General features: G+C 60.3%; 10 protein-coding genes. 7 read left to right on the plus strand and 3 right to left on the minus strand.

The genetic code is table 11. The features are described 5' to 3' along the window. Positions 1-45: 45 nt before the first annotated feature. The 5 genes from ACKZ62_RS19530 (at position 46) to fabB (ending at position 6,992) form a co-directional block, all read left to right on the plus strand. The gene (locus tag ACKZ62_RS19530; RefSeq protein ID WP_447095688.1) at positions 46-2,166 is read left to right on the plus strand and encodes a TonB-dependent receptor plug domain-containing protein; all 2,121 of its coding nucleotides are present in this window, start codon (positions 46-48) and stop codon (positions 2,164-2,166) included. 1 nt (position 2,167) lies between these two features. Next, positions 2,168-3,097 (plus strand): ABC transporter substrate-binding protein, encoded by a 930-nt coding sequence (locus ACKZ62_RS19535; protein WP_122755819.1) that lies wholly within the window; start codon positions 2,168-2,170, stop codon positions 3,095-3,097. After that, positions 3,094-4,995 carry an ATP-binding protein gene (locus ACKZ62_RS19540; protein ID WP_095184262.1) on the plus strand — a complete coding sequence of 634 codons (1,902 nt, stop codon included), beginning with the start codon at positions 3,094-3,096 and terminating at the stop codon, positions 4,993-4,995. The genes ACKZ62_RS19535 and ACKZ62_RS19540 overlap by 4 nt, the downstream gene beginning before the upstream one ends. A 249-nt stretch (positions 4,996-5,244) precedes the next feature. After that, a complete protein-coding gene (gene fabA / locus ACKZ62_RS19545) occupies positions 5,245-5,760 on the plus strand; it encodes a 3-hydroxyacyl-[acyl-carrier-protein] dehydratase FabA (protein ID WP_010211704.1) in 516 nt (171 codons plus the stop codon). A gap of 11 nt (positions 5,761-5,771) precedes the next feature. After that, on the plus strand, positions 5,772-6,992 hold the full coding sequence (fabB, locus tag ACKZ62_RS19550) for a beta-ketoacyl-ACP synthase I (protein ID WP_012723103.1): 1,221 nt from the start codon (positions 5,772-5,774) through the stop codon (positions 6,990-6,992). A gap of 119 nt (positions 6,993-7,111) precedes the next feature. On the opposite strand, the gene ACKZ62_RS19555 is transcribed toward fabB, so the two are convergent. Together ACKZ62_RS19555 and ACKZ62_RS19560 are read right to left on the minus strand one after the other, a co-directional pair. Further along, positions 7,112-8,737, minus strand: coding sequence for a methyl-accepting chemotaxis protein (locus tag ACKZ62_RS19555; RefSeq protein WP_447095689.1), 1,626 nt, complete (start codon positions 8,735-8,737; stop codon positions 7,112-7,114). Positions 8,738-8,833: 96 nt separating this feature from the next. After that, on the minus strand, positions 8,834-9,856 hold the full coding sequence (locus ACKZ62_RS19560) for an amidohydrolase family protein (RefSeq protein WP_447095690.1): 1,023 nt from the start codon (positions 9,854-9,856) through the stop codon (positions 8,834-8,836). 139 nt (positions 9,857-9,995) lie between these two features. Here ACKZ62_RS19560 and ACKZ62_RS19565 point away from each other — a divergent pair, with 139 nt between their 5' ends. Beyond that, a complete protein-coding gene (locus ACKZ62_RS19565; protein ID WP_447095691.1) occupies positions 9,996-10,412 on the plus strand; it encodes an OsmC family protein in 417 nt (138 codons plus the stop codon). A 64-nt stretch (positions 10,413-10,476) separates the two neighbouring features. Then, positions 10,477-11,343 carry a pirin family protein gene (locus tag ACKZ62_RS19570; RefSeq protein WP_447095692.1) on the plus strand — a complete coding sequence of 289 codons (867 nt, stop codon included), beginning with the start codon at positions 10,477-10,479 and terminating at the stop codon, positions 11,341-11,343. A gap of 113 nt (positions 11,344-11,456) precedes the next feature. On the opposite strand, the gene ACKZ62_RS19575 is transcribed toward ACKZ62_RS19570, so the two are convergent. After that, positions 11,457-12,185, minus strand: coding sequence for a dienelactone hydrolase family protein (locus tag ACKZ62_RS19575; RefSeq protein ID WP_122680094.1), 729 nt, complete (start codon positions 12,183-12,185; stop codon positions 11,457-11,459). Positions 12,186-12,248 lie beyond the last annotated feature (63 nt).

Raw genomic sequence — 12,248 nt, forward strand, 5'->3', positions numbered from 1 at the left:
CCTCAGTTAACATGGGCGGCTATCCGTCATTATCAAGGCCGTGTCGTGTATTTGGGCCCTTCTTCCCATTCGTCTCTACTGCTATTGCTGTTGTGCAGTACATCAGTGCTGGCTGACGATCTGTTCCTCGACAGCCAGCCGCTGCCGCAGGTATTGACCGCCACACGCCTCAAGCAATCGGCCGCCGCCGTACCCGGCAGCATGACCGTAATCGATAGCGAGCTGATCAAAGCCAGCGGCGCACGGGACATCAGCGAACTGCTGCGCCTGGTGCCGGGAATGATGGTCGGCTACACCACCGGCAACCAGGCTGCAGTGAACTACCACGGCACCAGTGCCAACGATGCGCGGCGCATGCAGGTGTTGATCGACGGGCGTTCGGTATACCGCGCCGGCCTCGCCACGGTGGACTGGAGCGATATTCCTGTGGCCATGGAGGATATCGAGCGTATCGAAGTCTTCCGGGGCCCGAACACCGTCAGCTACGGCGCCAATGCGTTGATGGCGGTGGTCAATATCCTTACGCGGTCACCGGCTAACAGCCACGGCTCACGGGTAAAGGTGATTCGGGGCGAACGTGGGATCAACGACTTCTATGCCAGCCAGGGCGTGGGCTGGGAAACCGGTGATTTGCGCCTGTCCCTGTCCGGGCAGCAGGACGATGGCTTCGACAGCGATGCCGCCGGTGCTGATCGCCGCGACGGTCGCCGCCTCAACCGCTTCAGCCTGGCAATGAGCCAGACGTTGAACGCGCAGCAGAGCATCGACTGGCAACTGGATGCCAAGGAAGGCACCAATCAGCGTCCGTATACCTACACCCCAGTATTTGCCGGGATTACCGAAGGCGGTAACAACTCCGACGTCGCGGCCAAGGACTACGCCGGCTCCCTGCGCTGGAACATCGACTTAAATCCCGAGCACAGCCTGTATATCCAAGGCTCGGCCCAGCAGTGGAATCGCCAGCAAATTTGGAAGGCCTGCGACGCCAAGGTCTCGTTCAGCCCCGAGCTGACCCAGTTGTGGCAATTGAACCCAAATTACGCCGAACTGCTGGCCCGGCACATGGACACCTACAGCCAAGGCACCGCACCGCCGGGCAGTGCCGCCGAGCAAGCCCTGGCCAATCAGGTGCTGGACCAATGGCGTAACGGCGCGAACCAGAGTGTGTGCGGTGACATCGACCAGAGCACTCGCGAAAGCCGTTACGACCTGGAGATTCAAGACACCCTCAGCCTGTCCGACAGCCTGCGCCTGGTCAGCGGCATGAACTACCGCTACGACCGCGCCGATTCCGACACCTACTTCAACGGCACCCTGGACGACACCACCTGGCGCCTGTTCGGCCAGTTGGAATGGCGCGCCAGCGAGCATTGGCTGCTCCAAGGCGGCGCCATGTTCGAAGACACACAACTGAGTGACCACTCACTCACGCCAAGGGTGGCGGTCAACTATTTGATCAACCCGCGCCACGGCCTGCGCGCGGTGTATTCCGAAGCCATCCGTTCACCGGACATGTTCGAGAACAACGTCAACTGGAGCTATCGCGTCACCAACCTCAGCTCCCCGGCCTACGGGCAGAACTCCGGGCAGTACTTCGTGAAGACCCGGGGCCCGGGCAATTTGGACAAGGAGCTGATGCGCTCGCGGGAACTGGGATACAACGGGTTCTTTGCCGATCTCGGGCTGACCATGGACGTGAAACTGTTCTATGACGAAATCACCGACATGATCAGCTCGCCCCTGCGCAACAACCAGTACATCGCCAGCAACGCCAACAGTTCGCGGTTTACCGGGGCCGAGTCGCAATTCGATTGGCGGGTGAGCAGCGCCGATCGCCTGCGGCTGACCTATGCTTACGTCGACGCCGCCACCAGCAACCCTCTGGACAAAGCCCAGACGGCGCGCAACAGTGGCTCCGCCGGCTGGTTGCGCGAATGGGGCCGCGGCTGGTCCAGCGCGCTGTTCTACTATGGCGATGACGCACTCAACCAATATCGCTTCGAACGGGTCGACCTGCGGGTGGCCAAGCGCATTGCCCTGGGCAACGCCAACGTGGAGCTGGCCGGCATGCTGCAAGAACGCTTCGATAACCAGCCCACCACTTGGGCCGACAACACTTACGACCATCGCCACGTCCTCTACTTCAGCGCGGAGCTAGAGTTCTGACATGGGCGACTCGTCACGGATGACCCGCTTCTTTATCTATAAGTGCTGCCGACGCGCCGTGCTGCTGGCCTGCCTGTTGCTGGCCGCACCGGCGTGGAGCGCCGAAATCCTGCTGACCGCAGACGAAGACGGTGCAGGCGTGCAAGCCTTTGCCCGGGCCCTGGCCCAGCAACGCCCCGAAGACCACGTTACTTTCACTCCTCTCAAGGACTTGCCCGCGCCCAGCCGCTTGCCCTCCAGTACGCGCTTGATCCTGCTGGACCTGCCTGGCCTGGACTGGCGTCTGCAGGACCTACAAGGCCCGCCGACCCTGGTGATGCGCATCAGTCGGCTACAAGCCCACCAACGTCCGGAGGCCTCGCGGCACGCGCGGATCAGCCTGTTGTGGAGCGACCCACCGCTGGAACGCCAACTGCGCCTGATCACCAGCATCCTGCCCCAGGCGCAGCGCATCGGTGTGCTCTACAGCACCGAGAGCGAATTCCTGCTGCCCGAGCTACGCCGCTATGCAGAGGCGCTGGAGCTGGCCATCGAACCTCAGCGCTGGGACAACACAAACGACAGCCGCCCACTGCAAAACCTGTTCAGGAGCAGCCACGTACTGCTGGGCCTCGACGACCCGCAACTGTACAACCCAAAGACCGTGAAAAACCTGCTGCTGAGCAGCTACGCCCAGCAATTACCGCTGGTGGGCCCGAATGCCGGGTTTGTGCGCGCCGGCAGCCTGGCCAGCACCTACAGCGACCAGGCCGACTGGCTGGCGGTACTCGACCGCTTGCTGGACCAGCCGCCGGCCAGTTGGCCACGATCACTGTATCCAGAACATTTCAAAGTCTTGGGCAACCCGCAGGTCGCGCGCTCACTGGGCATTGAACAGGTGGACGAAGCCAGAGTCGCCGCCCGATTGGCAGAAGGAGAAAAACGCCCATGACCTTGCGTCGTCGTTGGGACATCAACACACGCACCCAGCTCATCACCCTGGGTCCGGCACTGTTGCTGACGTTGCTGCTGATCAGCTTTTTCACTTTCGTGCGTATCCAGGACCTGCGCCAGGAACTGGACCACACGGGCCAACTGATCGCCAACCAGCTCGCGCCCGCCACCGAATACGGCGTGATCTCAGGCAACAACGATGTGCTTGATAGCCTGCTGCGCGCGACATTGGCCACGCCCCATGTGCGCTTCCTGGAGATTCAGGACAGCAGCGAAAACATTCTGGTGTACGTCGAGCAGCCGTCGGAGAAACACGACCGCTCGCTGTCGGTGAAAGTCTTCCAGGCGCCGATCCGCCTGCAACATATCCAGCTGGGCAACGACTTTTTCGAGGACAACCTCAACGAATCCAAGGCGCCGCGCGCGGATTACCTGGGACGGGTGATTGTCGGCATGTCCAATGACGCCTTCAGCCAGCGCCAACAGGAGATTCTGTTCAAGGCGGGCATCCTGGCGTTGTTCGCCCTGTTGTTTACCTTCCTGCTCGCCCGGCGCCTGGCCGCCAGCCTGTCGCAACCGATCAGCGCCATGGGCAATGCCGTCAAGGCGATCCAGCAAGGCGACTACAAGACGCCACTGCCGATTGTGGATGATTCAGAGCTGGGCGACCTTTCGAGGCACATCAACAATTTGGCCGAAGGCCTCAACCAGGCCAGTCGTGAACAGCAGCAGGCCATGGCGCAACTGATCCAGACCCGTGAAGAAGCCGAGCGTGCCAACAATGCGAAGTCAGACTTCCTGGCGATGATGAGCCACGAACTGCGCACGCCGATGAACGGCGTACTGGGCATGCTGCAACTGCTGGAAACCACCGAGATGACCGAGGAGCAGACCGAATACGCGGCGCTGGCCTCCGAGTCCACCGAGCATCTGCTCAAGGTGATCAACGATATCCTCGACTTCTCGCGCATCGAACGCGAGGCCCTGGAGCTGGAACATATTTCGTTCAACCTGGCCGACCTGATCAACAGTTGCGCCCAGGCCTTCCAGCACAGCGCGCAGCAGCGTGGGCTGGTGCTCAAGCTGCCGATCCCGCCGGGCATGGATGCACTCCGAGTGCAGGGGGATCCGACGCGGATCCGCCAGATTCTGGTGAACCTGATCGGCAATGCCTTGAAGTTCACGGAGCACGGCAGCGTCAGCGTCGAACCCCATTGGCAAACCCTCGACCATGAGCTTGTGTGGTTCACCTGCACCGTGCGTGACAGTGGCATCGGGATTTCCACGGAACGCCTGGAATTGATGTTCGATGCGTTCCAGCAGGCCGACAGTTCCATTTCAAGACGTTACGGCGGCACCGGGCTGGGACTTCCCATCGCCCGCACCCTGGCCGAGCGCATGGGCGGCACCCTCCGCGCTCAGAGCGAAGAAGGCCGTGGCTCGGTGTTTACCCTGGAAATTCCACTGGCGCTGGATCAACAAAGCCTGCCCGCGGTGGCCCAGAATGCTGAGGGCAAACACAGTGCTGGTGATGGCCGCCATGTGTTGCTGGTGGAGGACAACCCGGTCAACCGCACCGTGGTGGAAGCGATGCTGCGCAGCCTGGGGTTCGAAGTGAGCCTGGCCACTGACGGTGCCGAAGCGATCCGCAGTGCCGAGAGCCTAATTTTCACGGCGATCCTGATGGATTGCCGACTGCCGCTGATTGATGGCTACGAAGCCACCCGGCAGATTCGCCAGTTGCCAGGGTGTGCCGACCTGCCAATCATCGCTCTCACCGCCAACGCCTTGCAGGGCGACCGCGAAGCCTGCCTGGCGGCGGGCATGAACGATTACCTGGCCAAGCCGTTCAAACGTACGGATTTACAGCAAATCCTGCAGCGTTGGGTGCAATAGCGGTGCGCCATCAACCAAGTCCGACTGGCGTGAAAGACGAAAGTGCGGCAGTCTTAGGCACCCGAACGGGCCCCTCAAACGGGCCCGGTTTAAAATTTCAGTGAACAAGTGTACATTCAGTGCCTAACGCTGTGACTTTCACTACAACGCAATAGTCTATGTGTAGGCTGCCGACATGAGGCATGAACGCTTCATTCGGTTCGGGAAGATTTGCCCTACCCTGCCGCATGGGATTATTGAGGAGCTCGCATGACCAAACAAAACGCCTTTACTCGGGAAGACCTGCTGCGCTGCAGTCGCGGTGAGCTGTTCGGCCCAGGTAACGCGCAACTGCCCGCCCCGAACATGCTGATGGTGGATCGCATCACCCATATCAGTGAAGAGGGTGGCAAGTACGGCAAAGGTGAATTGGTCGCCGAGCTGGATATCACCCCGGACCTGTGGTTCTTCGCCTGCCATTTCGAAGGTGACCCTGTGATGCCAGGTTGCCTGGGCCTCGACGCCATGTGGCAACTGGTCGGCTTCTTCCTGGGCTGGCAGGGTTTGCCAGGCCGCGGCCGCGCCCTGGGTTCGGGCGAAGTGAAGTTCTTTGGCCAGGTCCTGCCGACCGCCAAGAAAGTCACCTACAACATTCAGATCAAGCGCGTCCTCAAGGGCAAGCTGAACCTAGCCATCGCCGATGGTTCGGTGAGCGTCGACGGTCGCGAGATCTATACTGCCGAAGGCCTTCGGGTCGGCGTATTCACTTCCACTGACAACTTTTAAGGGTTATCCGCATGCGCCGCGTCGTTATCACTGGTCTGGGCATCGTTTCTTGCCTGGGCAATGACAAAGAGACCGTCACCGCTAACCTGCGTGCAAGTCGCCCTGGCATCCGCTTCAACCCGGAATATGCCGAAATGGGTCTGCGTAGCCAGGTTTCCGGCTCCATCGACCTGCCCCTCGAAGAACTGATCGATCGCAAGATCTATCGCTTCGTTGGCCACGCTGCCGCCTACGCCTATCTGGCCATGAAAGATGCCATCGCCGACTCCGGCCTGAGCGAAGACCAGGTATCGAACGTACGCACCGGCCTGATCGCCGGTTCGGGCGGCGCATCCACCCTGAACCAAATGGAAGCGCTGGACATCCTGCGCGAGAAAGGCGTGAAGCGCGTTGGCCCGTACCGTGTAACGCGGACCATGGGCAGCACCGTTTCGGCCTGCCTGGCCACACCGTTCGCCATCAAGGGCGTGAACTACTCGATCTCCTCCGCCTGCGCCACCAGTGCTCACTGCATCGGTACTGCGGTAGAGCAGATCCAGCTGGGCAAGCAGGACATCGTGTTCGCCGGCGGCGGTGAAGAAGAACATTGGAGCCAGTCGTTCCTGTTCGACGCCATGGGCGCGCTGTCCACCCAGTACAACGAAACCCCGGAAAAGGCCTCCCGCGCCTACGACGCCAAGCGTGACGGCTTCGTCATCGCCGGCGGTGGCGGCATGGTGGTGGTCGAGGAGCTGGAACACGCTCTGGCCCGTGGTGCCAAGATCTACGCGGAAATCGTTGGCTACGGCGCGACGTCCGACGGCTACGACATGGTTGCCCCGAGCGGTGAAGGCGCTATCCGCTGCATGCAGATGGCCATGTCCACTGTAGATACCCCAATCGACTACCTGAACACCCACGGCACCTCGACTCCGGTCGGCGACGCCAAGGAAATGGAAGGTGTACGTGCGGTATTCGGCGACAAGGCTCCGGCCATCAGCTCCACCAAGAGCCTGTCGGGTCACTCCTTGGGCGCCGCTGGCGTTCACGAAGCGATCTACTGCCTGCTGATGATGGAAGGCAACTTCATGGCCGGTTCGGCCAACATCGATGAGATCGACCCGGTCGTCGCCGATATGCCGATCCTGACCAAGACCGTTGAAAACGCCAAGATCGACACAGTGATGAGCAACAGCTTCGGCTTCGGTGGCACTAACGCCACCTTGGTACTGAAGCGCTGGCAGGGTAAGTAAGACCTGTAGCTTGATCCACTGAAAAAGCCCCGACTGGTTCGGGGCTTTTTTATGGAAGACTGGAGTTGACCGGGTATACATCCGTTACTTGAACAACGGACATACACCCAACCTGCGCACTACACCGAAAACCGCGCCACCATCGAATTCAAATCCACCGCCAACCGCGACAACTCCTGACTCGCCGCACTGGTCTGATTAGCTCCGGCGGACGTCTGATGCGCCAGGTCGCGGATATTCATCAAGTTGCGATCCACCTCCCTCGCCACCGCCGCCTGCTGTTCGGACGCACTGGCAATCACCAGGTTGCGCTCATTGATCAGCGTGAACGCCGATGCAATTGCCTCCAGCGCCGTCCCCGCCGACTTGGCGATGTCCAGGGTGGAACGCGCCCGGGTGTTGCTCTGCTGCATTGAACTGACGGCTTGCTCCGTACCTTGCTGAATCCCACCGATCATCTGCTCGATTTCCTGCGTCGACTGCTGAGTGCGATGGGCCAGCGCGCGCACCTCGTCGGCGACCACCGCAAAGCCGCGCCCCGCATCACCTGCCCGCGCAGCCTCAATGGCAGCATTCAGCGCCAACAGATTGGTCTGCTCGGCAATCGAACGAATCACATCCAGCACCTTACTAATGCCATAGACCTTCTGAGCCAAGTCCTCGACCTGGTTCGCATTGGCGGTCACATCCGAGGCCAGCGCCTCAATCGACACTACCGTTTGATGCACCTGCTCACGCCCTTGCTGGGCGATACGGTCAGACTCGCGAGATGCCTGTGACGTGGCCACCGCATTGCTTGCCACCTCCTCCACCGCGGCCGTCATCTGGTTGACCGCAGTTGCGGCCTGTTCGATTTCCTGGCTTTGCTGGTGCAAACCACGGGTGGCATCCTCGGTAACGCAGCTGAGTTCCTCGGACGCCGACGCAAGTTGGCTCGAAGACTCCGAGATACGCCGGATGGTGTCACGCAAGGTGTCCTGCATCCCCTTGAGCGCCCGCTGCAAGCGCGCGGGTTCATCCTTGCCACTCAGTATGATTTCCCCAGTCAGATCGCCGCTGGCAACGTTCTGGGCAACTTTGAGCGACTGAGCCAGTGGCAACACGATACTGCGGGTCAGCCAGACCGCCAGGCCGATGGTGACCAGTGCGGCCAGGGCAACCATGGCGATCACCCAAGTTCGCGACTGGCTGAATACATGCTGTGCCTGCTTTGCCGCTTCGTTGGCACTGACCTTGTTTAGATTAACCAGGGATCGCAAGGTCAGTGCCATTTCGTCAGCCAACTGATTCATCTCACCGTTGACCACCTGAATCGCTTCCTCCAGCCGGTTAGCCTTGGACAGCGCCACCACCTGCTCCTGGCGCTGCAGGTAGCGCTGCTCCTCGACCTTGAGTCGATCAAACAACACACGCTCCTCGGGCAATACGATCAACGCTTCGTACAGCCCTTCGGCGTTATGCAGCGCGGCTTTGATCTCGGTGATTTTCTGCTCGTTCTGCGCCACGGCCTGGGGATCGCGGGTGACCAGCAAGCGCAAGGTCAGCGCACGAATGCGCAACACGTCCTGGCTCATCTCCCCCACTGCCATCACGCTGGGCAGCCAGTTGTTTTCCACCTGATCCGACTGCTGGCGCATGTTGGCCATCTGCAGCAGCGCAAAGCCGCCCAGAGCAAACACCATCACCGCCAGTACGCCAAAGCCCAAACCGGCGCGCGGGGCAATATTCAAACTACGGATATTCATTGCCTGGATCCTTCCAAAAGCGCTGCATTCACCTGCAGCCGGTCTCCTGGAAGTTATCGGCGCTCTACTGTATTTGCGTAAGACGAAAACGCGATATCAACGTGCGCCACCATCGCGAGGTGGTTTAGGCAGAATGGCCAGGAAGTTATCCCGTGCAACCTTGTGGGCGACGTCTTCGGGCAATGCATCGAGGAAGGGATCAAAGCGGCGCATTTCCTTACCCAGCTTATTGAAACGCCCTACGACGTCCGAGCCCAGCATAAAACGCTCCGGGAAGCGCTCCACCAGCTTTACCCACTCCGGCCGAGGCTGACCCGCATCGTCCAGCAAATACGGCGTGAGCATGCTCCAGGACAGGTCGATATACAGATTGGGATAGGCCTCCAGCATCCGGCTTAACGTGGGCAGCAGGAAGTCCATCTGGACCTGATGACGGTGAATTTCCTTGCTGGTACCGGCATGGGCCCAGATAAAACGGGTGTGCGGGTGGTTGCGCAACGGCTCTTCGATCTCAGCCAAATACAGCGGGTTACGCTCGCGCTTGGAGGTGATGTTCGAGTGCAGCATTACCGGCAGGTCGTTTTCGGCGGCCAGGTGGTATATCCGCGTCATTGCCTCGTTATTGGCACGCGGGGTATCGCCTGAGGTGAGCGCGGTGAGGTCATCGTGACGGGTGAACACCTCTCCAATGCCCTGCCAGAGCCCTGGATTAAGGTCGAGCATGCGTTGGATATGGGCGGCAGAGTTCTTGTCGTTGGGATTGAAGCCGCTTAGAAACGGATGAAAATGCTGGCGCTGTTCTGGGGTGAGCTTGTTCACGGCCGCAGCGACGATGACGTCAGTGGCGCTGTACCAATAGGCATCGGCGTCATCACCGGCGTAGTAGCGCGGGCGTTTGGGCTCGTCTTCGTGCCATTTCTTCGCAACGGGAATGCCGGAAATCATCACATGTTCGATGTGATTCTCGGCCATGGCCTTGAGCAATTTATCCATGCCGGCAGTTTCCTGGAAAAAATCCACGTAATGCAGGTGGGCGTCGCTGTAGGCATAGTCACGCGCCTGCACAGCGAGACTACCGGCGGCGAGCAATAGGGCAAGACTCAGGCGGATCCAGGGCACGGTACAACCTCGATGGGGGCCAATACGGGTAGACCTTGTGCCCTGTGCCGAGGTTCATCGTGGAAAAACGCGGAACACTGAAGTGCCAGCATGCTCTATAACTGCATGACCTTCATCCTGCCACCCTGTGAGGTTTGCCATGCCTGTTACCGTGAACACATTGAACGCTGAAAACTTCCGCCACAGCGTCAACATCAACAACCACGAGCTGTTTACCGACCTGCCCAAGAGCCTGGGTGGCGACGACTCGGCGCCCTCCCCCCACGATTACTTCGATGCCGCACTGGCGTCGTGCAAGGCCTTGACCGTCAGGCTCTATGCCCAGAAGAAAGATATTCCGCTGACCGGCGTGACCGTGGAAGTCACCCACGACGCCGCCGAAGAGCCAAAAGGCAAATACACACTCAACGTCAAATTGACCCTCAAGGGCGTACTCACAGACGCGCAGCGCGATGAACTGCATCACGTGGCGGACAAGTGCCCGGTGCACAAGCTGATGACCACTGCCGAAATCAGCATCGAGACCCAGCTGTCCGAAGGCGCATTCAGCCAATAGCGGCAACCTCTCGTCGAGCGGGTTATGCTCAATCACACCTAACCCGCTCAGACTGGGACGTACCATGACACCCCTCACCGTGATCCGCCCTCGCCCCGAAGACGTTGAAGGCCAGCCGATCCTGCGCCCCTTGCCCTCACGGGAATGCCGTAGTGTCGGGCCCTTTGTGTTCTTTGATCACATGTTGCCCACCCACTACCCAGCGGGCAGCGGCATGAATATCCGTCAGCATCCGCATATCGGCCTATCCACTCTCACCTATCTGTTCGACGGTGCGCTGCAGCATAAGGACAGCTGGGGTTCTGACCAGGAGGTGCAAGCGGGTGATGTCAGCTGGATGACTGCCGGCAGCGCGATTGCCCATGTGCAGCGCACGCCCGAAGCACTCAAGGCCAGTGGCTTCAGCCTGCATGGGTTGCAAGTGTGGCTTGCGTCACCCAAGGATCATGAAACCGGGCCCGGCCATTACAGCCACCACCCGGCGGCGAGCCTGCCGATCAGCGACAACTTGGGCGTGCAGATTCGCATGATCGCCGGCAATGGGTTTTGCCTGAAATCGCGAGTGCCAGTGCTGTCGCCCACGCTGTATGCCGAGGTGCGGATGCAGACGGCCACTACCCTGCTGATCCCTGACGAGCATGAGCAACGGGCGGTGTACGTGCTGGAGGGTGAAGCACAGTTGGAGGGCGAGGCGCTTGAGGTGCAGAGTCTGGTGGTCTTGCCGGCCGGACAGGAGATGACGCTGTGCGCCGGGAGCGATTGCCACCTGGTGGTGTTTGGCGGTGCACCGCTGGATGGGCCACGGCGGATCAATTGGAATTTTGTCGCGAGCGATCCGTTGAAGATCGAGCAGGCCAGGCAGCGCTGGGCCGCTGGGGATTGGCCGACGGTGCCGGGTGAAACTGAAAGAATTGAGTTGCCCCTGAGATAGCAAACGGGGGCAAGTCGAATCTTCGCACCGCCCCTCCCACACTTGATCGGATTCACACGGTCAACATGTGGGAGGGACTTGCCCTCGGTGAGGCCGGAACAAGCGCTTAAGCGTTAGCCCTTGAACACTTCATCCAACAAGTTATGCATCGACTGGAAGGCCCGTGCTGCGGTCTTCGCGTCGTACATCATCTTGCCCGGCACATTGGCCTCCGGGTCAGTGAAGGAATGCACCGCACCGCCGTAGCTCAGCAATTGCCAGTCCACGCCGGCCGCGTTCATTTCATCTTCGAACGCCGGCAGTTGCTCTTTTGGCACCAACGGGTCGGAAGCACCGTGCAGCACCAGCACCGAGCCCTTGATGTTCTTCGCGTCCGCCGGATTCGGCGTGTCGAGGGTGCCGTGGAAGGACACCGCAGCCTTCAACGGCGCGCCGGTACGTGCCAGCTCCAGGGAGCAGCAACCGCCAAAGCAGAAACCAAAGGTCGCCAGCTTCGAGGTATCCACTGCGGCTTCGGTCTGACCTTGCAACTGCTCAAAGGCCGCCTGCATGCGCTTGTTCAGCAACGGGCGATCATTCTTCAACGGCATCATCGCGGCACCGGCTTCGTCGCCATTCGACGGGCGCACACTTTGCCCGTACAAGTCGGCAATCAGCACCACATAACCTTTGCCGGCAACGGCCTTGGCGATTTCTTCGGCACCCGCACTCACGCCCATCCAGTTCGGCGCCATCAACAAGCCCGGCAACGGACCCTGGTGGCTGGCATCGAATGCCAGGCGGCTCTCATAAGGCTGGCCATCAATCTGATAGACCACGGAACGCACAGTGACTTGGCTCATCATTTACTCCAGTTGAGGTGCAGTAGAACGAAAAAACCCGCCGAAGCGGGTTTTTCTACAACG

The organism is Pseudomonas sivasensis (genome assembly GCF_052938085.1).